The organism is Gluconobacter sp. Dm-73 (assembly GCF_018256215.1).
GTDB classification, from domain to species: domain Bacteria; phylum Pseudomonadota; class Alphaproteobacteria; order Acetobacterales; family Acetobacteraceae; genus Gluconobacter; species Gluconobacter cadivus.
On record NZ_JAERLW010000009.1, the window covers coordinates 42,513 to 67,381 of the forward strand.

Consider the following 24,869-nt stretch of genomic DNA (forward strand, 5'->3'; position numbering starts at 1 on the left):
TTTTTATGTGAGGGAGGAGGGGCCTATGCTTACAGGCCGATGCGGTTGAGGGGTTTTCCGGCCATGAGATTCCGCTCGATCTGCTCAAGCGAGACGCCCCGGGTTTCGGGAACAAACTTCATCGTCACGAAAATGAAGACGAGATTGAGCAACGCGTAGAGCCAGAAGGTCTGGGCATTTCCCATCGCCGTGAGAAGCGACAAGAACGTAAGACCAACAATCATGTTGGTGCCCCAATTGGTAAAGGTGGAGCAGGCGATGCCGAAGTCACGCCCCTTGATGGGCTGCACTTCAGAGCACAGGATCCACACCAGCGGCCCGGCGGAAAATGCAAATCCGACGATGAAACACAGCAACATCGCAACTGCTGCGTAACGCGCCAGATCGCTGTTTCCTGTGCCGAAATAGAGCAGCATGCCGACCGTAAACATGCCCAGCGCCATCATGATGAAGCCTGCAATCAACATCGGCCGACGGCCCCAGCGATCGACATATCCAATGGCGATGAACGTGGAGAGCACATTGACCAGCCCCACGATGACCGTGCCCCAGAGCGCGGCGCTGGTGCCGAAACCCGCCATCTCGAAGATATGGGGGGCGTAATACATGACCACATTGATGCCGGTAAACTGCTGGATCGCCTGAAGCGCCACGCCCAGATAGACTGCACGGCGGAAATTGGGATTCTTTTTGAAGAGTGTGTAGCCACCGTCAGACTGGGCAAGCTGCTCACGGATCTCGACGATTTCGTCACGGGCATGCGCATCATTGCCGCGCAGACCGTGCAGGACGTCAAAGGCCTCGTCATGCCGTCCACGCAGGACCAGCCAACGCGGGCTGTCCGGCAGGAACAGCACGCCAATCAGAAACAGCACGCCAGGAATTCCCACAATTCCGAGCATCCAGCGCCACGACCCGGAATAGGCCAAAAGCGCATCGGAAATGAACGCCACCAGAATGCCGACCGTAATCATGAGTTGATAGACGGAAATCAGGGCGCCACGATGCTGCTGATGCGCGATTTCCGAAATATAGAGCGGTGCCGTAAAGCTTGCGACACCGATCGCCAGACCGAGGACGACGCGTCCGCCGATCAGCAGGGCGACGGAAGGTGCCAGAGCGCACAGCGCCGAGCCGGAAATGAAGAGCAGTGCCGAAATGATCAGCAGCTTTTTGCGCCCTAAAACATAGGAGAGCCGACCGCCAAACAGCGCGCCCAGCGCCGCGCCGACCATCATGCCGGACACAATGCACTCCTTGCCGAAATCATTAACCTGAAATTCGATCCCGATAAATTTCAACGCTCCGGATATAACTCCAAGGTCCAGCCCGAACATCAGACCCGCCACCGCAGCCAGTGTGGCTACGAGGGCACTTCTGCCGTTGAGTGAAACGCGCGGAATGCTTTGTACGACGCCAACGTCACTCATGACCATCTTCCTCTTCTTGATCTTCTTTTATGATCGGAAGAAACACTTCGGCAGGCATGGATTCCGAACCCTGCATGGATGCCGTTACTTTGATCTGAACTGTAAAACTTACATATTCGGGTAATTTGGACCGTCCCCGCCCTGCGGCGGTGTCCAGACGATGTTCTGGGAAGGGTCCTTGATGTCGCAGGTCTTGCAGTGCACGCAGTTCTGGAAATTGATCTGAAAGCGCGGCTTGCCCGCATCTTCGATAATTTCGTAAACCCCTGCGGGGCAGTAGCGCTGTGCAGGTTCGGCATAGACCGGCAGATTTACCGTGATCGGAAGATCAGGATTCCTGAGCTTCAGATGACAGGGCTGGCCTTCATGATGATTGGTGAACGAAAAGGCCACATTGGTTGCGCGGTCGAAGCTGAGCTTTCCATCCGGTTTCGGATAGGTAATCGGCGAAAAATCCGCCGCCTTTCCCGTCGCCGTGGCATCGGTTTTGTGATGGTGCAACGTCCCGAACAAAGGTGCTCCGGTCACGGACGCCGTCCACATATCCAGACCGCCCAGCACAATCCCGCCCGCAAGCCCGTATTTTTCCCAAAGCGGTTTGACGTTGCAAACGGTTTTGAGATCGCGGGCGATTGGCCCTTCCCTTACGGCCGTTTCATAAGCCGTGAGTTCATCGCCGCTCCGCCCCTTTCGGATTGCCGCATAAGCGGCTTCGGCAGCATGTATCCCTGAATAAATGGCGTTGTGGCTGCCCTTGATGCGCGGAACATTTACAAGCCCCGCCGAGCAGCCCAGCAGCGCACCCCCGGGGAAAACGACTTTCGGGATGGACTGCCATCCCCCTTCCGAAATAGCGCGGGCGCCATACGCAATCCGCTTTCCACCTTCCAGCAGCTCGGCCATCAGCGGATGATGCTTGAAACGCTGGAACTCGCGATACGGGTCTAGATAGGGATTTTCGTAGCTCAGATGCACGACGAACCCGACACAGACCTGATTGTTGTCGAGGTGATAGATGAACGCGCCGCCACCTGCATTGCGTCCCAGCGGCCATCCCATCGTGTGAACGACCGTGCCGAGTTTGTGCTTTGCCGGGTTTACCTCCCAGATTTCCTTCAGGCCGATCCCGAATTTCTGGGGGTCCCGACCATCCGACAGGCCGTAACGCTTCATGATTTGAAGCGATAAAGACCCGCGCGCACCTTCGGCGATCAACACATATTTTCCAGCGAGGATCATGCCGGGCTCGTAATTTTCTCCCGGCGTGCCGTCGGCATTGCGACCGAATTCTCCGGCGACCACGCCCCGGATCTCGCCCCTGTCGCCAGAAACAAGTTCACTGGCCGCCATACCGGGAAAAATCTCGACACCCAGCCCTTCCGCCGTTTCGGCAAGCCAGCGACAGACATTCCCCAGCGACACGATATAATTGCCGTGATTGTTCATGAAGGGCGGCATGAGCCAGTTGGGCAGGCGTGTCTGTCCCTTCTCGCCGAGGACGTAAAAACTGTCCGTCTCCACCGGCACGGTGATCGGCGCGTTCATATCCCGCCATTTCGGCATCAGAACATCAAGCGCGCAGGGATCAATAATCGCGCCGGAGAGAATGTGCGCGCCAATCTCGGACCCCTTGTCCAGCACGACGACGGACATATTCGGATCAAGCTGCTTGAGACGGATGGCCGCGGACAGGCCTGCCGGGCCGCCACCGACGATGACGACGTCATACTCCATGCTTTCGCGTTCAATGGCCGTCATGAGCGTTCTCCCTGTCCGAAGGTGATGACGAGGCTGCGCATGGTCAGATCTTTGCCGTCAGTTCGGGCAGGATGGTGAACAGATCCCCGACCAGTCCGTAATCGGCGACCTGAAAGATCGGGGCGTCCTCATCCTTGTTGATCGCCACGATGACGCGGGAATCCTTCATGCCGGCGAGATGCTGGATGGCGCCCGAGATGCCGACTGCGATGTAAAGATCCGGTGCCACGACTTTACCGGTCTGGCCGACCTGCCAGTCATTAGGTGCATATCCCGCGTCCACCGCCGCACGGCTTGCGCCGACCGCGGCACCGAGTTTGTCAGCGAGCAGGGTGATGGTATCGAAGTTTTCCTTCGATCCGAGACCACGACCACCGGACACGATGCTTTTAGCGGATGTCAGGTCCGGGCGTTCGGAGGCGACCGTCTTGTCTTCGACCCACTGCGACAGGCCGGGATCGGCCGGAACGCTAACATCTTCGACAGCAGCACTTCCACCACCCTGAGCGGCCGTGAAGGCCGCCGTGCGGATTGTGAAGACTTTCACCGGATCAGAGGACCGGATCGTCTGGATCGCATTGCCCGCATAGATCGGACGCTCGAACGTGTCGGCGTCTTGTATGGCGGTCACTTCGGACAGAACCATGACATCCAGCAGGGCAGCGACGCGCGGCAGCACGTTCTTGGAAAACGCCGTCGCTCCAGCGGTAATGTGGCTGTAATGCGCTGCCAGCGAGACGACCAGTGCGCTCACGGGCTCGGCAAGCCCGTGCGCCAGAGACGCATCGTCCGCCAGAAGAACCTTCGACACACCCTCCAGCTTCGCCGCGTCATCGGCGGCAGCCGCGCAGTTTTCGCCTGTAACGAGAACATGCACGTCTCCCAGCGTGCCAACCGCTGTCAGGGCCTTGGCGACCGTATCCGTCCCGAGGCGCCCTTCGGTGACTTCGGCAAGTAACAGAACGGACATCAGAGGACTCCTGCATCATTCTTCAGTTTCGACACCAGCTCATCGACGGAGCCGACTTTCACGCCCGCCTGACGCTGCGGCGGCTCGACCGTCTTCAGAACCGTCAGACGCGGGCGAACCTCGACGCCCAGCGTCTCGAGCGACAGCTCTTCAAGCGGCTTTTTCTTCGCCTTCATGATATTGGGCAGCGCGACGTAGCGGGGTTCGTTGAGTCGCAGATCCGTCGTCACTACCGCGGGGAGCTTCAGCCGCAGGGTCTGAAGACCGCCATCGACTTCACGGGTCACCAGCGCAAATCCGCCTTCGACCGTGAGAGCAGAAGCAAACGTACCCTGCCCCCAGCCCAGCAGGGCGGCGAGCATCTGGCCGGTCGCGTTCATATCGTTGTCGATCGCCTGCTTACCCGCGATCACCAGACCCGGCTGTTCGTTTGCGACGACCTTACTGAGGATCTGCGCCACCGAGAGCGGCTCCAGGTCCACGTTCACATCATCTGTCACAGTGACGAGAATGGCGCGGTCCGCGCCCATCGCAAGGGCGGTCCGCAGTGTGTCCTTCGCCTGCGCGACGCCGATGGAGACGACGACCACTTCGGTCGCCACGCCTTTTTCCTTGAGACGAATGGCCTCTTCGACCGCAATTTCGTCAAAGGGGTTCATGGACATCTTGACGTTCGCCAGATCAACGCCAGACCCGTCCGGACGGACGCGGATGCGGACGTTATAGTCGACGACCCGTTTCACGGGGACGAGGATCTTCATGATACTCTCCGTTCTCAGCAGATATCGCGGAAGCGCTGCACCATCACATCCAGCACTTCGGCCGGATCGCGCTTCCACCAGTTGTTTGCAGAAAAAATCTCGACTTCGCAGAACCCGGCGTAACCCGCGCGCTCCACACCTGCGCGCAGGGCTTTCAGATCCGCCACGCCGTCCCCCATCATCCCGCGATCCAGGAGAAAATCCGTTGTGGGAACCAGCCAGTCACACAGATGGAACCCCATGATGCGGCTCCCGGCCCGTTCGAGCTGACGCGGAAGGTCGGTGTCCCACCAGACGTGATAGACATCGACCGCCACGCCGAGCGTCTCGGAGTTGAGGACATCGCAGATATCGAGCGCATCGCGGACGGTCGGCAGGCAGGAGCGATCGCCGCCATACATCGGATGCAACGGCTCCAGCGCCAGCGTCACCCTCCGGTCAGACGCATAATCCAGCACCGCGGACAGGCGGTCCGTGACGATGCCGAGGCTCTCCCGGACGCCCTTGGTGCCGGGCTCCACGCCTCCCACCACGATCGTCAGGATTTCCCCTTCCAACTCCGCCGTCTCGTCGATCGACCGACGGAAATCATCCACGACTGCCTGCCGCCCCTGTGGCGCCAGAGGCCCCACGAGAAACGGCGAGCGACACAGGCCCACGACGCTCACCCCGGCCGCACGGGCGTACTGCCCGATGGAGGCGGCGCGTCCCTGAAGTTCGGGACGCCAGAAGACGATGCCGCCGATGCCACGCTCGGCGCAGGCGTCGATCGTCTGTTCGGCGGACCATCCTGCCCCCGCGCCCGGGACGTTGTGACCGAGGGTCGCGGTGTTCAGGGCCAGCGCGGAATGATCGTGGGTGAAGTCGCGCATTAGTCGGCTCCATAGAGCGACAGAAGCGACTTCATGCGGCGGACGGCCAGTTCCGGATTGCGGAGCAGTCCGCAGCCATCCGCCAGCCGGAAGATATCCGTGAAATATGGCAGAGGCCGCATGGACTGCGCGCCGCCTAGCATGATGAAGTGGTCCTGAAAGCCGTTCAGCCAAGCCAGGAACACGACGCCCGTTTTGTAGTACTGAGTCGGAGCCTTGAAGATCACCCGGGCCAGCGGAACCGTGGGGTCCAGCGCCGCGCGGAAAGCGGCCTTGTCACCCTCGCCGAGTTTGCTCACCGCATAGGCGGCCAGCGGCGCCAGCGGATCGAACACGCCCAGAAGCGCATGGCTGTAGCCCTGTTCGTCGCCCTCGATCAATTCCGGGTAATTGAAGTCGTCCCCGGTATACATTTTTACGCCTGCGGGAAGCAGACGGCGCATCCGGATTTCCTTGTCCTTGTCCAGAAGGGAAATCTTGATGCCGTCCACCTTGGCGACGTTTTGTCCGATCATTTCCAGAACGGTTTGCAGGGCCTGATCGAAGCTGTCCGTGCCCCAGTATCCGGCCAAAGCGGGGTCGAACGCTTCCCCCAGCCAGTGCAGGACAACCGGCTCATCGCAGGCGGAGAGCACTTCGCGATAAACGCGCAGATAATCCACCGGTCCTTTCGCGACGCGGACCAAAGCCCGGCTCGCCATTAGGATAATCCGGCCACCGACGGCCTGAATGGCTTCGACCTGTTCCAGATAGGCGCGGATGACCGCATCCACATCCCGCACACTCGCGGGGTCCAGATGGTCGGTGCCGCAGCCATTGACGACATCAGCGTCCGGCAGTTCGGCTTTCGTGCGGCGGATCAGTTCCAGCGCCATGGGCCAGTCCAGCCCCATGCCACGCTGGGCCGTGTCCATCGCTTCGGCGATGCCGAGCCCAAGATCCGCAAGGTGGCGGCGGAATGCCATCGTCCTATCCCAGTCGATGGCACCGGGCCCAGACGGCGCTCGGCCCGTATAGGGGTTGGCGACGACATGCGCCGCCGAATAGACAATGCGGGCCGGATTGCGCCCCAGTGTTCCTGTCGGTGCGGGGGTTCCGATCAGATGATAGTCCGTCTTGCGGCCTGTTTCATCGGGAAGAATGATTTTCATGACCGTTCTCAGAAACGCGGCACAAGCATTCCGGCATCAGCCGAAATCACTTGGCCTGTGGTGTAGGGAAGTCCGCCCGAAGCAAGAGTCGCGATGATGCCGCCCATGTCCTCAGGCTCGCCGATACGCGGCAGCAGGGTCAGTCCGTCTTCCGCTCTCTGGCGGTACTGGCCGATCACGGCGGCGGTCATGTCAGTCGCGATCAGGCCGGGCTGGACGTCATAGACCGCGATATTTTCCGGCCCCAACCGCACGGCCAGAGCCTTGGACACCATCGCCGAGGCCGCTTTGGACGCGCAGTATTCCGACCGCTGGACGGCAACCGCCGTGGCGTTGGAGGACGTCACATTCACGATGGAATGAAACACGCCCTCGGGACGCGACCGTGACAGGAGCAGCTTCGCAAAGGCCTGCGAGAGAAAGAACAGCGCCTTCGTGTTCACCGTCAGGCACCGGTCCCAGCTCGCTTCACTCACATCCAGCAGATCTCCGCGTTGCAGGACGCCCACGCCGGCGTTGTTCACGAGCGTGGTCAGAGGCCCGAGCTTGGCCTCGACTTGCGCCAGTTTTTCCGCATGCACGGCAAGATCCGTGATGTCGAACGGAAGCGCCATGACAGATGCTCCGGTTTCAGACAGGCGGCGGACGGCTGAGCGCAGTTCCTCGTCATCGAACGGTCCGTTGACCGCCAGAGCGAAGCCCCGTTTCGCCAGAGCCTGCGCCGTGGCGAAACCGATGCCCCGTGAGGAACCGGTGACGAGGGCGACCTGTCTCATGCCCGTGCGCCTTTACGCAGGAGTTCGCGGGCGATGATCATGCGCTGGATCTGGTTGGTGCCTTCATAGATCTGGGTGATCTTGGCATCGCGGTACAGGCGTTCGACCTCGAAGCCACGGATATAGCCCGAACCACCGAAGACCTGTACGGCATCGGCGGTACGCGCCACCGCCATGTCTCCGGCGAAGCACTTGGCCATGGAGCAGGCGCGTGTGGCGTCCTGTCCACGATCGATTTTTGTCGCAGCGGCGTGAACCAGAAGCCGTGCGGCCTCGATGTCCTTGGCCATGTCGGCCAAAAGCCACTGCACGCCCTGAAATTCCGAGATGTGCTTGCCGAACTGCTTGCGGGTGCCGGCATAATCGACGGCTGCCTCAAGACCGGCCTGCGCGATGCCGACAGCAAGCGCCGCGATACCGACGCGCCCCTTGTCGAGCACGCTCATCATCATATGGAAGCCGCGATTCATCTCGCCCAGAAGCGCGTCGCTTCCAAGGCGCACGTCCGAGAAGTCAAGCGCGCCGACCTGGCTCGCGCGCTGGCCCATCTTGTGTTCCTTGGGGCCGCGCTCGACGCCCTTGGCGTGCAGGTCCACGATGAAAATGGACATGCCCCGGTTGCCCGCGTCTTTGTCGGTGCGGGCCAGAACAAAGCCCGTATCGGCGACCGGCGCGTTGTGGATCCAGATCTTGCCGCCATTCAGGACCCAGCCGTCCCCGTCACGCACGGCCGTTGTGCGGATACCGGAGACATCCGTCCCGGCCTCGGGTTCCGTGATGCAGTATGCGACCTTGCGTTTCATGGAGAGAATGTCGGGGAGCATTTTCTGCTGCTCCGGCGTTCCGTGACGCACCAGAAGCGTGGAGATCAGTTCCACCAGACCGCACTGGTCGGCCACGCTGGCGTAACCGCGTGACAACTCTTCCATCACGACCGCATAGGTCAGCGTGTCGAAACCCGGTCCGCCCAGTTCCTCGGGAACGGCGATGCCAAAGAGGCCCAGCTTGCCCATTTCCTCGTAAATTTCCGCCGGGAAGCGTTCCTCACGATCCAGCGCTTCGGCGGCGGGACGGATGACGTTATCCACGAAAGACCGTGTCGTTTCGCGGACTTCTTCCTGCATTTCGTTCAGAAACATTGCCGACTCCACATAAGTAACTAACTGGATGGTTACTATTGAAAACTGTTAAAGACTACGGCTTTCGCCACACGCACCGATCAATCATTATTGAAGCTTTTCGGGCCGGTCCTAGCGAACCAGAACGGCCCGGAAATCATTCACGTTTGTGCCGGTTGGACCCGGAACAAACAGGTCTCCCAGCGCCTCGAACGCGGTATAGGCGTCGTTCTCCATCAGAAGATCCATAGGGTTGAACCCCCTCTCCCTCAGGCGCTCCATGCTGACACCATCAGCGAAGGCCCCGGCATTGTCTTCCGAACCGTCAATACCATCGGTATCCGCCGCGAGAGCCGCAAACGGCAGGCCCTCCGCCGCCAGCGCAAAAGCCAGAAGGAATTCGGTATTGCGCCCGCCCCGCCCTTTTCCGCAGATCGTCACCGTGGTTTCGCCGCCTGACAGGATCACGACCGGTCGGCGGAAAGGGCGCTTCCTGAGGATGATTTCCCGCACCAGTGCAGCATGAACCTTGCCGACATCCCGGGCTTCACCCTCGATCGCATCGGACAGGATCACGGGGTAGATCCCCGCCTGCCGTACCTTGTCCGCCGCCGCTTCCAGAGACAGATGCGCCGAGGCGATCACGCGAACCTCGTTGTTGCTGAAGGCCGGATCGGTTGCCAGAGGGGCGCGACCCTCGTCTCCATCCAGCCAGGACTGGATTTTTGCCGGGAGACGCAGTTTCCACGTCTTTGCCAGAACACGGGCCTCCTCGCGTGTGCCCAGATCTGGAACCGTGGGGCCTGAGGCCACCTGCGCCGGATCGTCGAAAGGGACATCCGACACGACCAGAGACACAACCTTTGCCGGAGCCGCCGCGGCCGCAAGACGACCGCCCTTGATGCCCGACACCTGCTTGCGGATGCTGTTCATGACCGAAATCGGCGCACCGGATGCGAGCAGGACACGGTTCAGTTCGGCCTCATCCGCAAGCGTCATGCCCGGCGGCGGTGACGGCAGAAGAGCAGAACCGCCCCCACAGATCAGCGCTACGACGAGATCATCCGGCCCCAGTCCTTTCAGCGCTTCGAAAAGCGCCTCCGTGGCCTTCAGACCCGCTTCGTCCGGCACCGGATGGGAGGCCTCCAGAACCTTGATGAACTGCGTTGGGCAGACATTGCCGTAACGCGTGACCACGACCCCACTAAGCGGTCCTTTCCAAACGCGCTCGAAAGCCGCTGCCAGCTGGGCCGCGCCTTTTCCTGCGCCGACGACAACCGTCCGGCCCTTGGGGGGGGCGGGAAGATGCGCTGCCAGGATCTGCTCCGGCTCTGCCGCGGCAACGGCAGCGTCGAAGAGTTCTGTCAGAAACATGCGGTCCTGAAGCATCATGGTCAGTTCCTGTCTGTCTGGCTGGCGCGAGGGAGGACGATCACAGGGTCAAACCCATGGGTTCATCCCGGAACAGGGCCGGATTCATGTATTTCAGATCTGGCGAAACCTCGAGATGAGCCGCCGCCTGACCCAGAATGTCCCGCTGCAAGTCGATCCCCGGCGCGATTTCGGTGACCGTCAGCTTGCCATCGAGCAGCCTCAGGACGCAACGCTCCGTCACATAAGTGATCTCCTGTCCGGTCTCGGCGGCGCGGCGACCGGAGAAACTGACCTGAGACACTTCCGGCACGATTTTCGCGATCTTGCCCTCCCTGTCGATCACCAGACGCCCGTCTTCGATATGCATTTTCGCCCCGGCATTGAAATTGCCCGAGAAAATGATCCGTTTGGCGCGCGCCGTGATGTCAACGAAGCCGCCAGCTCCGGCCGTGCGATGCGGTGTGGCCGCCAGACGGCTGACATTCACCGAACCATTCTGTCCGATTTCAAGGAAGGACAGCAGGGAGCAGTCAAAACCACCCGCCTGAAAATAGGAGAACTGATGGGGTGAGGCGACGAAGGCTTCGGCATTGCTGGCACAGCCGAACTTGAAGTCCAGCAGAGGGATGCCGCCTACGGCCCCCTGTTCGATCACCCACGTCACCGCGCCATGCCGCCCTTCTTCCAGAAGAATACGCGGCACATTGGCGGAAATACCAAAACCGATATTGACCGCCCAGCCCTGTTTCAGTTCCTGCGCCACGCGACGGGCCATGACTTTGGATGGTCCGAAATCCGGAATTTCGAACGTGGACAGCGGACGGAAAATCTCGCCTGAAATGGCAGGATCATAGGCTGTTGCGGTTGTCTGAAGCTGCTCCGGCGCTTCGACGATCACGTCCACCAGAATGCCCGGAACCTTGACGTCATGCGGCTTGAGCGTGCCCTGCGCTGCGACACGGCGGACCTGCGCAATCACCAGACCGCCATTGTTATGCGCCGCCAGGGCCATTTCCATGGCACCCAGCGTGGCGCCTTCCTGCTCGAATGTCAGATTGCCGTTCTCATCCGCCGTCGACGCCCGGATGATCGCCACGTCCGGACGAAGTGCCGGGAAATAGAGCCAGTCTTCGCCTTCGAAATCCATGTGACGGACCAGAGGGTTCAGCCGGGCCGTTTCGTTCATTGCACAGCCATCGCGCGTCGGATCGGCGAAGGTATCGAGGCCGACCTTGGTCAGCACGCCGGGGCGCTTCGCCGCACCCTCCCGCAACATGTCGAACACAATACCGGACGGCACATTATAGGCGGCCAGATCCTCTGCCTGAATCCGCTGCCAGATCAGCGGGGGCTCGGCATTGCTCGGGCCTGAGGGATAGGAGCCACCAATGATTTTCGTGATCATGCCGGGACGGGCGAGATGGTCCACGCCCCTGGTCCCGAACATGTCTCCTGCGGCAATCGGATGGACGGTCGTCAGTTTCGCGGGGGATTTCGTGGCTTCGAAACGCTGTCCAAGGGCTTCGAGAACCGCATCGGGACACAAAAGTCCCGAGGACGAATTGACGGCAACCATGGCTCCGTCCCTGATGAGGCTTACGGCCTCGGTCGCTGTCCTGACTTTCGTCATGTTCTAATACCTTAGTATCTAACCGGTTGGTTACTATAAATTTCAACGAAAGAGTCCGGCATGGCTGCACGGCTTTTCCGTTATCCCGTAGTTACAGAAGGTGCGGGCAGATCCCGGTTCAGGCATTCCCCTGAATGAAATCCGCCGCCCGCTCCCCGATCATGATTGTTGCGGCATTCGTATTTGACCCCAGCAGCGAGGGCATGACCGAACTGTCGCAGATCCTGATGCCCTCAAGACCATGAATCTTCAGGCGCGGATCGACGACGGACATCTCATCCCGCCCCATCTTGCAGGTACATGTCGGATGATAGGACGTCCGGCCATGTTCCCGCGCGTAGTCACGATACATCTGCATCGTCGGTTGTTTACCGCTAAAGAAACAGGTTTTTCTGATGTGCTTCTGCAAGGAGGGCTGGGAGAACATCTCATAACTCAGCCGAACGCCTTCCGCAGAGGTTTCCAGATCGGCGGGATCGCCCAGAAAATTGGGATCGACCATTGGGTTAAGCCTCGGGTCCGCCGAGCGCAGGCGGACAGTTCCGCGTGACTTCGGCCGCAGCACATAGCTGTTGAGCGTAATACCGGACGTTCCTTTGGGAACGGATGTCACTCCAGCTTCCGCCCCGGCACCGGCGAGAAAATGGAACTGCAAATCAGGCACATCCGAAGACGGGTTCGAATACCAGAAGGCCCCCCCTTCAACCACGTTAGACGCAACGGGGCCGGAGTTGAACATCGTGTATTCAAGGCCTGCCCAGAGCATCCAGTGCAGCTTGCGGTATTTGTCGAAGCTCTCATCCGTTTTGAGTTCGGCCACGATATCCACGCCGAAATGGTCCTGTAGGTTCTCGCCCACGCCAGGCAGATCCTGCACGACCGAAATTCCCTTGTCCCGCAGATGCGCGGCAGGGCCAACGCCTGACAACATCATCAGCTTCGGCGTGCCGATGGCGCCCGCTGTCACAACGATTTCCTGCGTGGCCTCGGCGGTTTCAAGAGTGCCGTTGGCAATGTACTGCACACCCTTGGCGCGTGTGCCGTCGAACACGATTTTCAGAACCAGAGCACGCGTTACAACCGTCAGGTTTTTGCGCCCCAGAGCCGGACGCAGATATCCTACAGCCGTGGAACAGCGCCGGTTGTTCCGGATGGTCATCTGGTAGATGCCAGCCCCTGCCTGTGACGCACCATTGAAGTCAGGATTGTAAGGCAGCCCCATTTCCTGACAGCTCTGCACGAACGCGCGGCTGGTCGCGTTTGGCTCTGCGAGATTGGAAACGCCCAGCGGTCCGTTCGTGCCGTGCCAGTCCCCTGCAAAAATCGCGTTTCCTTCGGAGCGGATAAAGTATTTCTGGACGTCCCGAAAGCTCCAGCCATCTGCGCCTTCCTCAGCCCAACGGTCGAAATCGGACGGATGACCGCGCGTGAAAACTTCTGCGTTGATGGACGAGCCACCGCCCAGAACCCGTCCCTGCACATAAGGGATCTGACGGTTGTTTGCGTTCTTTTGCGGTTCCGTCAGAAGGTCCCAGGTGTGCGGGCCCGTGGTCATTTTCGCGAAGCCGACCGGCATGTGGATCAGGGGATGCGTATCCCGCCGCCCCGCCTCAATGAGGCAGACACGAACGGACGGATTTTCGGAAAGACGGGCTGCGAGAACACAGCCAGCCGAACCGCCACCGACAACGATGTAATCAAAGCCGCGCGTCATTATGAAATCCAGTGCGAACGTTTGCCCGTCTCGATATGGACAGACTTGATCTGCGTGTATTCCTCGACGCCATACAGGCCAGATTCACGCCCCCATCCAGACTGCTTGAAGCCACCCAGAGGCGTTTCCGGACCACCGCTCATGATGGTATTGACCCAGAAACGGCCCGCACGCACGCGACGGGTTACGGCCAGTGCCTTGTTGATATCCTTGCTCCAGACCGATGCGGCGAGGCCGTAGACCGTGTCATTCGCAATCGCAACCGCCTCATCGACAGTGTCGAAATGGAAGGAGGCCAGAACCGGGCCGAAGATTTCGTCACGCGCGATGCCCATGGACGGCTTCACATCCGTGAACAGCGTGGGCTGGATATACTGCCCCTTGCCGAAATCGACGATCCCGCCACCGCAAAGCAGTTTAGCACCCTCGGCCTTGCCTTTCGCGATATAGTCCAGAATGGTCTTGTTCTGAGCTTCCGTCGTGATGGCGCCGATCTGCGTATCGGGATCAAACGGGTCACCAACGCGGATCTTTTCCATTTTTGCCACAACCAGACGTTCGAACTTCTCAGCGATGGACCGCTCGACGATCAGGCGGCTGGAAGAAACGCAGCACTGGCCGGTGTTGAAGCTGATCCCGAATGCCACCGCGTCAGCCGCGTCTTCGAGGTCACTGTCAGCAAACACCACAATGGGGTTTTTGCCGCCCAGTTCGAGCCCGAGTTTCTTGAGGTTACTGTCCGCTGCCGCATGGATGCAGGACTTGCCAACCCCCGTGGAACCGGTGAAGGACAGCATGTCGATATCCTGATGCTCGGTCATGGCCTGACCAACCGTGCGTCCTGTTCCTGTCACCACATTAAACACGCCCTTTGGCAGGCCCGCATCCGCAAGAACCTCTGCCAGAAGCAGCGTCGTGGCACTGGTCACCTCGGCGGGCTTGACGACAAGTGTGCAGCCTGACGCGAGAATAAACGGTGCGCGCTCACACAGGATCATGAACGGGAAATTCCACGGCGTGATTAGCCCGACAACACCGATGGGCTCACGCAGGACCATGCCGAACAGTCCCTCACCCAGATTGTTGAACGTATCGCCATGCAGCAAACGCGCAGCACCTGCGGCCATTTCAAAACAGGCGATACAATGGTCGATCTCACCCTTGGCCTGGCTAACGGGTTTTCCGTTTTCAAGAACTTCCCAATAAGCAATGTCATCACGGCGCTCACGCAGCAGGCCCGCAACCTTCAGAAGAACCGCAGCGCGCTCGGAAGATGGAAGCCCCGACCAGCTTCCATTTTCGAAGGCGCGACGGGCAGCGGCCACAGCATCATCAAGATCTTCACGGGTGCATCGTGGAATGCGGGTAACGGGAACATCATGTGCGGGCGAAGAGCGGTCGAAGAATTCCTTACCTTCGCGCCATTCTCCATCAACAAAGAATCCGAATGTACGAGGCTTTGACGGTAAAGAAATATTCTTTGCAACAACATTCATGAGACTTATTCCTGCCGACTTTGGAGCTGTCATTCCTTTTTCCAAGGTGCAGCCCGGTTTTTACTGTTCTGACGTGGATGATCCGGGAAATATCGAAACGTATAATTTCCGCTCTCGGATGCTCCTCGCTTTCATTTGACCGGAGACGCTCAGGCTCCAACTTCCCAACGCATAACGCACCGTTTAGTTACTTACACATATCTCAGGGGTGCACCAGCATGAAATCACGTTACGTTGATATTTTTTATCATTCTATATGTGATTTTAGGCACTACTTTTCTTTTGGGAAGGATTCCCCCAAAAAGAGCGTCCATATTGAGTGCGGAACAGGCCCTGATGCCCCTTGAGAAAAGCAGATTGTCCCAGGCGACGAAAAAACGTGTGAGGGACGCGGACGCCACAAAATTGCGCATTCTTGAAGCCGCCAAAAAGGAATTTTCAAAGAATGGTCTTGAAGGCGCACGGGTCGATGCCATCGCCTTGGATGCCAAAGCCAATAAGAGAATGCTCTACCATTATTTCGAAAGTAAAGACGGCCTTTTCAGAACGGTACTGGAACGGGAATATCTCAAAATCCGCGCGGAAGAGAATTTGTTGGATCTGGAGAATCTCCCCCCAAGAACCGCTCTTGAGACGCTCGTCCGCTTCACATGGGAATATTACATTGCAAATCCCGAGTTCATCACGCTCGTGAACAGTGAAAACCTTTGCAAGGCCGCCCATATCAAAAATTCGCCTACCTTGAAAACGATCAGCCAGAAATTCGTTCGCCGTATCCAAACGCTTCTGGATCGGGGGGTTCGGGAAAATATTTTCCGTGACGGCATTGACGCAGCACAGTTAAACATCACCATTGCCTCAATAAATTACTATTATTTTACCAACAGATTTACCGGATCGGTCATATTTGAACGCGACTTTACAGCATCAGAAGCGCTTAAAGAGAGAATTGATTTTAATATTGAAACCATATGCCGCCTCGTATGTAAGTAATTATAAAATATACCCTATCTATCGTGTGGTCAGTTGGTTCAGTATGATTTTTTGGGGTGCGGACTGTCTGCCGATATCAGGCCAGATTTCGGCTGAAATTATTCTGTCTCCCCGAAACCCCGCAGAAGATATTGACCCGTCCGACGACCAGACGCATGAATGACAGATGACCGTTTCAACCAAACAGATGCTTGCCAGACGCACCATTGTGGATGCGGCCCGCCCCCTGATCGGAAGTCAGGGTTTTTCGGCGGTTGGTATTTCTCAGATCATTGAGGTCGCCGGGATTCCAAAAGGCTCTTTTTATCATTATTTTGAGTCCAAAGAGGCGTTTGGCGAAGAGCTTCTCCATCTTTATATCTCGGATTATCTGGCCAAGATGGACGTCATATTCGGTGCTTCCCGGAAAAATGGCCGGGAAAAAATTCTCGCCTATTGCCAGTTCTGGTGGGAAACACACGTCGATGGAAAAACAGGCGACAAATGTCTGATCGTTAAGCTGGGAGCCGAGGTTTCCGACCTTTCCGAACGCATGCGGCATATCCTCAAAAAAGGAACGGAACAGGCTGTCGAGCGCATTACGGCGATCATTCGGGGAGGCCAGGCGGATGGGTCCATCCAGTCCGCCATGAATTCCTATATTCTCGCACAAGCACTTTATCAGCAATGGCTTGGCGCAACCCTGATGGTCAAAATCACGAGGGACTCACATCCATTTGATAATGCATGGGTAGCGACGAAAAGCTTTCTCGATCATACCTGAAGCCAGCAGCGAGGCCCTGCCTCCTGTTGGCTCGATTCTGTAGACGACCGGTCTAATAATAGTCGACCGGTCTAATTTTTTGGAAAAGACCGCCTGAGAAGGGAGTTTTCTTGATGCCGTGCTCTGCCCATTCAGCAGAGAGCCATATGTTTCGTATCCGGATCGGTTGGAGCTTGATGGTCATCTGTATGACGGTGGCCTGCTCTGCTCAGCGTCACTTTTTCCACATATGCAACACGAGGTAAGAATGGCTTACGCAAGTACCAATCCTTTTACCGGCGAAGTGCTGGCAACTTTCCCGAATGCAACAGATGCGGAGGTTCAGGCTGCTCTGACGCAGGCCAATGTTGCCTACGAAAAATGGCGTGAGACGTCATTTGCCGAACGCGCACGAATCATGAAGACCGCAGCTGACATTCTGCGTCGTGACGTCGATAAATATGCCCGTCTTGGAACACTGGAAATGGGCAAACTTTTCTCGGAATCGAAGAAAGAGGTCATCCTTTCCGCCGAGATCTTCGAATATTACGCCAAATACGCCGAAGAGCTGTTGAAACCGGAATCTCTGCCAGTTGCCGATCCTGCCGAAGGCAAGGCTGTTCTGGTGCATGAGCCGTTGGGAATTGTTCTTGCGATCGAGCCGTGGAATTTTCCATTTTATCAGGTTGTCCGCATCATTGCGCCACAGCTGTCTGCTGGTAATGCGGTCATTCTGAAGCATGCGTCAAACCTGCCGCAATGCGCCGCCATCTGCGAAGAACTGATGAAGGAAGCCGGTCTTCCGGCCGGGCTTTTCCGCAATCTCTACACGGCCCGTCATCATACCGAGATGATCCTGAGTGACCCCCGTGTCGTCGGCGTTGCGCTGACGGGCTCCGAAGGGGCAGGAACCATCATCGCCGCCACGGCAGGCAAGGCGCTCAAGAAATCCATGATGGAACTGGGTGGGGCAGATGCTTTCATCGTTCTGGAAGATGCAGACGTTGAAAAGGCAGCAAAGTTTGCGGTGATTGGACGCCACTGGAATGCCGGTCAGGTCTGCGTTTCCGCCAAGCGTCTTATTGTGGCTGATGCCATTTATGATCGTTTCCTGGAATTATATAAAAAGGGTGTTGCCGAACTGAAGGCTGGCGACCCGATGGACCCGGCAACAACGCTGGCACCCGTCTGCTCCCAGGGCGCAAAGGAAGATCTGGAACGCCAGGTTAAAGAAGCCAAGGAACATGGTGCGAAAGTTGAGGTCATTGGGGCCCCCGTGCCCGAAAAAGGCTCTTTCTTCCAGCCGGTTCTGATGACAGGGCTGGACAGCAACAATGCCGCCCGGCACTGGGAATTTTTCGGGCCGGTAACGCAGCTTTATCGTGCCAAGGATGAAGATGATGCGGTGCGCATCGCAAATGACTCCCCCTATGGGCTGGGCGGCGCCGTTTTCACGAAGGATGAAACCCGTGGCGCCCATGTGGCATCTCGCATCCGCACGGGCATGGTGTTCGTCAATCATCCGCTCATTCCCAAGGCAGACCTGCCATTCGGGGGAATCAAGAATTCCGGCTTCGGTCGTGAACTGATTGGTCTGGGCATCAAGGAGTTCGTCAATCACAAGCTGATCAACATCGTTGATATTGACGCTCCTCTGTAATGAAAAAAGGGCAATGGAATTATTCCCATTGCCTTCTGACCCCGGCGTCTGATCACGCATGACGCCGGGAGTTGGCTGACGGACCTTTCTCAAGAAAAACGCATGAATCTTGAAGCCAGCGGATAACACTTCGTCATCCGGAGCTTTCAGTGTGTCAGAAAACCCTGTTTGATTCAGACAAATATGGTTTTTCTGACAGGAGCCGTGCAAACAGAGGCTTGTAAACCAATGACGTCTCGTCCTGAAATTCTGATTGTTGGCGGAGGTGTGGCCGGACTTTCTCTGGCAACCCAGTTGGGAAAGTCCCTTGGTAAGCGTGGCAAAGCCCGGATTACCCTTATCGACAAAAGTTTTTCCCATGTCTGGAAACCGATGCTTCACTGTTTTGCAGCGGGAACGGTTTTAAACGAAAACGACCGCATCAGTTTTATCACGCAGGCCAGCCGGTATCATTTTGAATTCTGGCCCGGAGAGGTTGTCTCGGTTGACCGCTGCAAGAAGGAGGTTGTTCTCAATCCATTTTATGCGTCTGATGGCACGCTCGTCCTGGATAGCCGTACCCTGCGCTATGATGCCATGGTGCTGGCGATTGGTAGCTGCGCTAATGATTTCGGTACACCAGGTGTAAAGGAACATTGTCTGCCGATCGACAATCTGGTCGATGCCAACCACTTCAATGAAAAATTCCGCATGGAGTTACTCAAAGCATTCGCCAACACCTCGGAACTGGATATCGCGATCGTTGGCGGAGGGGCAACAGGGACACAGCTTGCAGCGGAACTGCACAAAGCACTTGATATTGTAGATCCCTACAGCCTGCATGCTTTCGGCCGTACCCCCCCCAAGCTGCATGTCACGCTCCTGCAGTCCGGGGCGCGTATTTTACCCGCCTTCCCTGAATCGGTTTCCGAAGCGGCCAAAAATGAACTGGAGCGGATTGGCGTCACGGTCAGAACCGGTGCCCGTGTTGCCGGCGCGGATGCGGACGGTTTCATTCTCAAGGATGGCACACATGTTCCGGCCAAACTTCGTGTCTGGGCTGCTGGCGTAAAAGCCCCGCAGGTCACACAGACTTATGGCGGCCTGCCACTAAACCGGTCCGGGCAGATTCTGGTTCATGACAATCTTTCGTCGAAAGATGATCCGAATATCTTTGCCATGGGAGACTGCTCGTTCATCGAAAACGATCCATTACCAGCGACAGCACAGGTTGCGCGACAGCAGGCCAATCATCTGGGGCGACATTTGCCGGCATGGATTGAGCATGGGCGGGACGTGCCAGGATGCATCTTCCACAACAAAGGCGCCATCGTGGCGTTGGGTAAATACAACGGCTGGGCAGCCTTACCGGGAGGGACTGTCTGGGGTGGTGGCTTTTCTCACGGCCTGTCGGCAAGGCTGGGTCATATTATGTTGTATCGACAGCATCAAATCGAATTGTTTGGATACTATCGCGGTTTGATTTCCTTTTTCTCGGACTGGGTGGAAGGTTTTGTCCGTCCCTCCATTCGGCTGGACTGATGAGGTATCCGGTCTGTTTGAAGTTATGGATTTCCGACAGACCAAAACCTGTCAAACGGAAAAACATTCATGTGTTTTTCTGCGCAGAATGTCTGCTGATGTGAGCGATTATCAATCAGCGAAACCAAGGGTTCACGCAACAGGGACATTCAAACTGTTTTTCCTCATTCGGCACGCTGTCCTGCGGATTATCGCACCTTATAGAGGATTCATGCTGCTGACCCTCATGTGTTGCATTCAGGGTTGGAACATCTCCAGGCAAACCAACGTCCTCGTTTTGTGTATGATCAGACCTCATCATCGTTTCCATAATAGAGTTTACCAAGCCCGATCAGTGGAGAATTCTTATCGCGGCGATGAGCGCTGGTATCTCGCAGTGAGTGGGTTTGGCTATGAGTGCCGCGTCTAGATAAGGGCTTTCATATCCTTGGTTAGGTTTTAATTCAGGACCAAAGATATGGAAATATTAAAACCGACGTTTCAGACTGGCCCTCATAGGGGGCTGGATAACAGGCGCATCTGGATCTACCAGAAAACGTAGATTACTTTCGTTAGAATAATATTGGGTCAAATCGCTTGGGGAGTGAACAACAAGATCTCTACGTGGTGTATTTTTATACGTATCATAGAACTGCGAAATCAATTCAGCACGATTTATAAATCTACGCCCCAACGAATTGATGCGCCAATAGCCCGACCCCCGATAAGGTAGGTTTCGCATTTCAGCAACCAGATTATCGATCGGTGTTGTATCATGCTCTTCCAGAGGGTCTTCGATAATAACAGGGTTGATACTTCTATAGATCACACCAGAATGCAGAAAAACCTTCTCAAGATATTCTGACATCAGGGCGAGAGAAGGGTGATTCATTGTGATGAATGCGGGATAGCGCAAACAGGCCTGTTCCATGAGGGCTGCGCCTGGAACATCGACACTATTGCTCCCTTCACGGCGAAACATTTCCGCCATACTGTTCTCCCATGCCTGCAGGAGACCAAGCCGACTATAGTTTTCCCTGTTAAAACAATGGGCAGCATTTTCTTCGCTTTCTCCCCGAAGGAAGGCATCCAGAATAACAATGCTGTTAATAGCCGTAGGTTTATCCAGGCGATTTCCAAAGCTGCCTATCATACAGCTATCGGGAAAAAGCCCTCGAAAATAGAAGTTTGCAATTGTTTTGACTTTCGAACCAAAACGTTCACGCAGAGCTGTTTCGTTTGTGATCGAAAAGGACGCTGTTTGGGTAAAAATATAATCGCAGTCTTCCAACTGCTCAACAAACCGCTCACGAACAGCCTCTTCACGGGTTTCGGGCCGTGAATAATCCAGCGCTACAACTTCAGCTCCGGCGACCATAAGGGGCGTTAAAGCACTGTAGGATTGTACCTGACAGTTCCCTAAAAAACCTATGCGACATGTCATGGATACAATTTCCCGTCAGAATCTAAAACAGCCAAGATAGAAGTCTGCACGCCCTTCCTGATTAGGCATGTCGAGAACCTGCGGGAAAAGTTCATCAGTCTCTTCGGATGAATAAAGGTCTTTTCGAGCAAAACTGATCTCAAGAGATTCCGGCAGAATAATATTCTGCACATTTACGAGATTGCCGCAGTTGTTCCCGTGGACATGAAAAACAAAAAATTTCTCTGCCAGCTTCTTAAAAACCCTTTCTGCTCGCGCACGGAATTCCTGCTCTGCAAGACGCTCGCAATGATGGAATTCCACAACAATCTGAGTGAACCGTTCGAGGATATCCAAGGAGGTTGTATCGAAAACCGACCATTCATCTCCCTCGATATCCATTTTCAGAATGATCGGGGCATTTTGAGGAATAGCGTTATCCGAAATTACATCCCGAAGGAGACGCCCCTCCTCTTCTTCCTGGGCTGTAATACGCTGGGAGTAGAAATGAAAACGCTCATGCGACTGCGGTAATGCGCTAATAGTATGGTCGTACTGAAAGACGTCACAACCGCGTTCTGCAACAGCGAGGTCCCAAGAAACATCATCATTGATGCCCAGGGAAATTGCCACGCTTCCCGATGGAAAACTGTCAAGCATGACATATCCGCCATCGTAATCACGTCCAACACGGCATTTTTCGACGTCTTTTGCTCTCCTTGGGGCAAGGAAGCGGAGAATATGGCGTATTTCCTCCGACCCTTCGGGCGTCGCGTTCCAGCTTGGAAAGACTGCTTCTTGGGCACGCGCCAGACTCTCCAAAACCTCCAGCTTCTGATTTTGAGTTTCAGAAAGACGCGCTAACCTGTCGATCTGTTCCTGAACGATGAATGGGATGCTCTGCTCCATTGCAGGTACAATGATTCTGGCCAGGGCTTCTGTATTGGTGCTTTGCTCCAACAGCTTTTTCTGGGTATTCAGCAAATTGGTGATATCGCGATGCTGCTCGATCAGAAACTGAGTTGTTTCATCACAGAACTCGTTTACGGAAGACATACCCGCAGTCATTTCACGGATAAGAGACTGCGGTATGATAATTTTCTTTCTCTCAAGAACATCCACCCTGTTTGAGAGTATATCCAGTCTATCAAGAATAATTTTAAGAACGCTGAAAACATCGCGTGGAAAACTGCGAATATTTTTTGCCATCTGAAACATGTGAAATCCTTATGCCCCAATTACGCCGGTCATCATGCGGCGTCGATGGGCCGCGATAATCTTGTTTCTAACAGCCGCCCGCACATCTTCCTGAGTGATATCGAGAATACAGCTATGATTGTGGTTACAGTCTTTTAGCTGCAAAATATGGCAACTTGAACAGGGTGTGGGAACGCGCAGAACGGTAACGTCTTCCCCGACAGGTGCCCACATAGCGGTAGGATCAATGCCGGAAAAAATACTGACCGATGAGACTCCCATTCTCGCCGCCATATGGGTCAGGCCCGTATCATTGCCGATATATAAATCAGCGCGTGTCAGCAGATCCATGGATTCTCTTAAAGTCGTTTGACCAATAAAAGACGCAAGAAAAGGTGTTCGGCAGGTTTCCAGAAGATAATCCGAATCTTCTTTCTGATCCGGTCCCCCCAAAAGAAAAACCGCTACTTTCATTTTGTTGCAGAGCCATGAAATCAAAGACTGATAACGACTCAGAGGCCAGTTTTTTACCAAACGCCCGGACGAAGTATTTATAGCGACAACGATGCGCCCCTGAGCAAATCCCAAATCGACAGCAGCAGGTTGCGCAAGGCGTTCCCTCAAGAGTCGACCGATATCTGGAGAGGTCCGGAACAGGCCGATAACACTGTCAGCCAGTCTTTTCATCAGAAGGGTCTGATGCATGCCCAGGTTCATGTCTGTTCCTGGAGGCATGGCATGTGGGAGCCACATGGTCATCATCTGATTTAATTTATGCGAGCCTGAATCAAAGCCACATTTATAAGTTGCCTGAAGATGAGGAAACATGACCCGTGTATCGATATCGATACGCACATCCACGATAAGATCGAAGAATTTCTTTTCGAGGCCATTAAGGAGCTTAACGGAGAAAGGCGGCCTGGGTATGTCTGCACGGGATTCGAAGAAATTTACGACATGGATTTCGTCAAAGAAATCCAGTGCCCGTGCAATTTCTACATTCCAGGGTCCGCAAGCTAATGTCAGATGTGCGTTAGGAAACGCCTGACGCATGGCGAGCATAGCATCAAGCGATAAAATGAAGTCACCTATGGCATCCGCCTTGATCAGCAAGATGCGCTCAAGAGGCACTTTTTTGTTGAAGGCCTGATAGCCAGGCAAATCAGACCAACGCTCTGCAATGCCGAATAGAGAACGACTGCCATTGCCGTACTGCCAGTCATGAGAGTGCAATATGTCATCTGAATGCACGGCGAGACAATCCTACTCTAAATTCCATAGTGAAAAATGGACAATGCAGCTTAACGATAAGGGTCTTCAGAATTGAGATACGTGTCGATGCAATGACGTACCGCTGTCTCCAAAGAAGTGGACGGCACAGGATAACCTGCTGCTCGCAGACGCTTCTGATCAGCTTTGGTATAATACTGGTAACGCTCACGCATTGTTTCGGGCATTTCAACAAAACGGATCCGTCTTTCCAGACCCAGCGTATCGAAAATGGCATACATAAGATCCAGGAAGCTCCGCGCTTCGCCGCTCCCAAGATTGTAAAGAGCGACGCCCTGAGCGTGTTGCAGTAACCATTCGATGGTGCGGGTTATATCCAGGACATAGACGAAGTCACGAAGCTGCTCTCCATCTTTGTAGTCAGGTTTGTAGCTTTTAAACAGGTTTACGGTTTCGCCATTTCGGATGAGGGGAAAATATTTAGAGACCAGACTCATCATTCCACCTTTGAACTGCTCATTGGGTCCAAAGACATTGAAAAATTTCAGTCCGATGCAGACGGGAGGCAATTTTTCCCTGTTCTCAAGACGGGTAGCGATAACCTGATCGAAGAGATGCTTGCTCCAGCCATAAAGGTTGAGAGGTCTCAGCTGGCGCAAATACGAGAGAGAAATATCATCGTCGAAGCCATGGCTGCCATCACCGTAGGTCGCAGCCGATGAGGCATAAATAAACTTGACTTGATGCTCCGTACACCAGTCAAGCAGCTTCAGGGAGAACCGAAAATTACTTTTCATGACCTCATCCCCATCCTGAGCCAGGGTGGATGAATTGGCGCCCATGTGAACAATGGCTTCAATGTCTGTGCGGCCCTGTAGCCACGACATCAGTTCATCCGGAGGAATGACGTCTTGCACGATTCGTCGCCCAAGGGTTTGCCATTTTCCTTCGGACCCGAGAGTATCGCAGACGACAATATTATTTTGGCCAGATTCGTTAAGAGACGCAACGATATTAGACCCAATAAATCCGGCTCCTCCGGTAACAACAATCATCCTATATTCCTGCTCTACT

General features: G+C 55.7%; 20 protein-coding genes. 4 read left to right on the forward strand and 16 right to left on the reverse strand.

What is annotated here, in order from left to right:
- Positions 1-29: 29 nt before the first annotated feature.
- From JK176_RS10590 to JK176_RS10645, 12 genes are all read right to left on the reverse strand, one after another.
- On the reverse strand, positions 30-1,430 hold the full coding sequence (locus tag JK176_RS10590; protein WP_211587799.1) for a sugar porter family MFS transporter: 1,401 nt from the start codon (positions 1,428-1,430) through the stop codon (positions 30-32).
- A gap of 108 nt (positions 1,431-1,538) precedes the next feature.
- Positions 1,539-3,188 carry an electron transfer flavoprotein-ubiquinone oxidoreductase gene (locus tag JK176_RS10595; protein ID WP_249194437.1) on the reverse strand — a complete coding sequence of 550 codons (1,650 nt, stop codon included), beginning with the start codon at positions 3,186-3,188 and terminating at the stop codon, positions 1,539-1,541.
- A gap of 43 nt (positions 3,189-3,231) precedes the next feature.
- Positions 3,232-4,158: an electron transfer flavoprotein subunit alpha/FixB family protein gene (locus tag JK176_RS10600; RefSeq protein WP_211587801.1), complete on the reverse strand. Its 927-nt coding sequence runs from the start codon at positions 4,156-4,158 to the stop codon at positions 3,232-3,234.
- Entirely contained in the window at positions 4,158-4,919 is a 762-nt protein-coding gene (locus JK176_RS10605; RefSeq protein ID WP_211587803.1) for an electron transfer flavoprotein subunit beta/FixA family protein, read from the reverse strand. The genes JK176_RS10600 and JK176_RS10605 overlap by 1 nt, the downstream gene beginning before the upstream one ends.
- A gap of 14 nt (positions 4,920-4,933) precedes the next feature.
- A complete protein-coding gene (locus JK176_RS10610; RefSeq protein WP_211587805.1) occupies positions 4,934-5,791 on the reverse strand; it encodes a sugar phosphate isomerase/epimerase in 858 nt (285 codons plus the stop codon).
- Positions 5,791-6,942 carry a dihydrodipicolinate synthase family protein gene (locus JK176_RS10615; protein WP_211587807.1) on the reverse strand — a complete coding sequence of 384 codons (1,152 nt, stop codon included), beginning with the start codon at positions 6,940-6,942 and terminating at the stop codon, positions 5,791-5,793. The genes JK176_RS10610 and JK176_RS10615 overlap by 1 nt, the downstream gene beginning before the upstream one ends.
- An 8-nt stretch (positions 6,943-6,950) precedes the next feature.
- Positions 6,951-7,718 (reverse strand): 3-ketoacyl-ACP reductase, encoded by a 768-nt coding sequence (locus JK176_RS10620; protein WP_211587809.1) that lies wholly within the window; start codon positions 7,716-7,718, stop codon positions 6,951-6,953.
- Positions 7,715-8,857, reverse strand: coding sequence for an acyl-CoA dehydrogenase family protein (locus tag JK176_RS10625; protein ID WP_211587811.1), 1,143 nt, complete (start codon positions 8,855-8,857; stop codon positions 7,715-7,717). The genes JK176_RS10620 and JK176_RS10625 overlap by 4 nt, the downstream gene beginning before the upstream one ends.
- A gap of 111 nt (positions 8,858-8,968) precedes the next feature.
- Positions 8,969-10,228, reverse strand: a complete 1,260-nt coding sequence (locus JK176_RS10630) for a glycerate kinase (RefSeq protein WP_211587812.1) — start codon at positions 10,226-10,228, stop codon at positions 8,969-8,971.
- 40 nt (positions 10,229-10,268) lie between these two features.
- The gene (locus JK176_RS10635; RefSeq protein ID WP_211587814.1) at positions 10,269-11,840 is read right to left on the reverse strand and encodes an acyl CoA:acetate/3-ketoacid CoA transferase; all 1,572 of its coding nucleotides are present in this window, start codon (positions 11,838-11,840) and stop codon (positions 10,269-10,271) included.
- Between the two features lie 118 nt (positions 11,841-11,958).
- Positions 11,959-13,554, reverse strand: a complete 1,596-nt coding sequence (locus JK176_RS10640) for a GMC family oxidoreductase (RefSeq protein WP_211587816.1) — start codon at positions 13,552-13,554, stop codon at positions 11,959-11,961.
- A complete protein-coding gene (locus JK176_RS10645) occupies positions 13,554-15,050 on the reverse strand; it encodes an aldehyde dehydrogenase family protein (protein WP_211587818.1) in 1,497 nt (498 codons plus the stop codon). Before JK176_RS10645 ends, JK176_RS10640 begins: the two co-directional genes overlap by 1 nt.
- Positions 15,051-15,386: 336 nt before the next feature.
- On the opposite strand from JK176_RS10645, the gene JK176_RS10650 reads away from it, so the two are divergent.
- From JK176_RS10650 to JK176_RS10665, 4 genes are all read left to right on the forward strand, one after another.
- Positions 15,387-16,043, forward strand: coding sequence for a TetR/AcrR family transcriptional regulator (locus JK176_RS10650; RefSeq protein WP_211587819.1), 657 nt, complete (start codon positions 15,387-15,389; stop codon positions 16,041-16,043).
- Between the two features lie 166 nt (positions 16,044-16,209).
- Positions 16,210-16,806, forward strand: a complete 597-nt coding sequence (locus JK176_RS10655) for a TetR/AcrR family transcriptional regulator (protein ID WP_211587821.1) — start codon at positions 16,210-16,212, stop codon at positions 16,804-16,806.
- Between the two features lie 247 nt (positions 16,807-17,053).
- Positions 17,054-18,445 carry an NAD-dependent succinate-semialdehyde dehydrogenase gene (locus JK176_RS10660; protein WP_211587823.1) on the forward strand — a complete coding sequence of 464 codons (1,392 nt, stop codon included), beginning with the start codon at positions 17,054-17,056 and terminating at the stop codon, positions 18,443-18,445.
- A 228-nt stretch (positions 18,446-18,673) separates the two neighbouring features.
- Positions 18,674-19,966, forward strand: a complete 1,293-nt coding sequence (locus JK176_RS10665; RefSeq protein WP_211587825.1) for an NAD(P)/FAD-dependent oxidoreductase — start codon at positions 18,674-18,676, stop codon at positions 19,964-19,966.
- A 466-nt stretch (positions 19,967-20,432) separates the two neighbouring features.
- Here the strand turns inward: JK176_RS10665 and JK176_RS10670 are convergent, their stop codons facing one another.
- Genes JK176_RS10670 through rfaD form a run of 4 tightly spaced genes read right to left on the reverse strand, consistent with a single transcriptional unit; the run spans position 20,433 to position 24,850 of the window.
- Positions 20,433-21,389, reverse strand: a complete 957-nt coding sequence (locus tag JK176_RS10670) for a WcbI family polysaccharide biosynthesis putative acetyltransferase (RefSeq protein ID WP_194261019.1) — start codon at positions 21,387-21,389, stop codon at positions 20,433-20,435.
- A gap of 15 nt (positions 21,390-21,404) precedes the next feature.
- The gene (locus tag JK176_RS10675) at positions 21,405-22,586 is read right to left on the reverse strand and encodes an FkbM family methyltransferase (protein WP_211587827.1); all 1,182 of its coding nucleotides are present in this window, start codon (positions 22,584-22,586) and stop codon (positions 21,405-21,407) included.
- A gap of 9 nt (positions 22,587-22,595) precedes the next feature.
- The gene (locus JK176_RS10680) at positions 22,596-23,816 is read right to left on the reverse strand and encodes a glycosyltransferase family 9 protein (RefSeq protein WP_211587829.1); all 1,221 of its coding nucleotides are present in this window, start codon (positions 23,814-23,816) and stop codon (positions 22,596-22,598) included.
- Positions 23,817-23,866: 50 nt separating this feature from the next.
- Positions 23,867-24,850, reverse strand: coding sequence for an ADP-glyceromanno-heptose 6-epimerase (gene rfaD / locus JK176_RS10685; protein WP_211587831.1), 984 nt, complete (start codon positions 24,848-24,850; stop codon positions 23,867-23,869).
- Between the last annotated feature and the right edge of the window lie 19 nt (positions 24,851-24,869).

Bases quoted from the DNA above. Each gene is read 5' to 3' on its own strand.
- JK176_RS10635 (WP_211587814.1), bottom strand. From the start codon at position 11,840: ATGACGAAAGTCAGGACAGCGACCGAGGCCGTAAGCCTCATCAGGGAC.
- JK176_RS10660 (WP_211587823.1), top strand. From the start codon at position 17,054: ATGGCTTACGCAAGTACCAATCCTTTTACCGGCGAAGTGCTGGCAACT.
- JK176_RS10590 (WP_211587799.1), bottom strand. From the start codon at position 1,430: ATGAGTGACGTTGGCGTCGTACAAAGCATTCCGCGCGTTTCACTCAAC.
- rfaD (WP_211587831.1), bottom strand. From the start codon at position 24,850: ATGATTGTTGTTACCGGAGGAGCCGGATTTATTGGGTCTAATATCGTT.
- JK176_RS10650 (WP_211587819.1), top strand. From the start codon at position 15,387: ATGCCCCTTGAGAAAAGCAGATTGTCCCAGGCGACGAAAAAACGTGTG.
- JK176_RS10605 (WP_211587803.1), bottom strand. From the start codon at position 4,919: ATGAAGATCCTCGTCCCCGTGAAACGGGTCGTCGACTATAACGTCCGC.
- JK176_RS10595 (WP_249194437.1), bottom strand. From the start codon at position 3,188: ATGACGGCCATTGAACGCGAAAGCATGGAGTATGACGTCGTCATCGTC.
- JK176_RS10675 (WP_211587827.1), bottom strand. From the start codon at position 22,586: ATGTTTCAGATGGCAAAAAATATTCGCAGTTTTCCACGCGATGTTTTC.
- JK176_RS10665 (WP_211587825.1), top strand. From the start codon at position 18,674: ATGACGTCTCGTCCTGAAATTCTGATTGTTGGCGGAGGTGTGGCCGGA.
- JK176_RS10625 (WP_211587811.1), bottom strand. From the start codon at position 8,857: ATGTTTCTGAACGAAATGCAGGAAGAAGTCCGCGAAACGACACGGTCT.
- JK176_RS10615 (WP_211587807.1), bottom strand. From the start codon at position 6,942: ATGAAAATCATTCTTCCCGATGAAACAGGCCGCAAGACGGACTATCAT.
- JK176_RS10670 (WP_194261019.1), bottom strand. From the start codon at position 21,389: ATGACATGTCGCATAGGTTTTTTAGGGAACTGTCAGGTACAATCCTAC.
- JK176_RS10655 (WP_211587821.1), top strand. From the start codon at position 16,210: ATGACCGTTTCAACCAAACAGATGCTTGCCAGACGCACCATTGTGGAT.
- JK176_RS10600 (WP_211587801.1), bottom strand. From the start codon at position 4,158: ATGTCCGTTCTGTTACTTGCCGAAGTCACCGAAGGGCGCCTCGGGACG.
- JK176_RS10630 (WP_211587812.1), bottom strand. From the start codon at position 10,228: ATGATGCTTCAGGACCGCATGTTTCTGACAGAACTCTTCGACGCTGCC.
- JK176_RS10640 (WP_211587816.1), bottom strand. From the start codon at position 13,554: ATGACGCGCGGCTTTGATTACATCGTTGTCGGTGGCGGTTCGGCTGGC.
- JK176_RS10645 (WP_211587818.1), bottom strand. From the start codon at position 15,050: ATGAATGTTGTTGCAAAGAATATTTCTTTACCGTCAAAGCCTCGTACA.
- JK176_RS10610 (WP_211587805.1), bottom strand. From the start codon at position 5,791: ATGCGCGACTTCACCCACGATCATTCCGCGCTGGCCCTGAACACCGCG.
- JK176_RS10620 (WP_211587809.1), bottom strand. From the start codon at position 7,718: ATGAGACAGGTCGCCCTCGTCACCGGTTCCTCACGGGGCATCGGTTTC.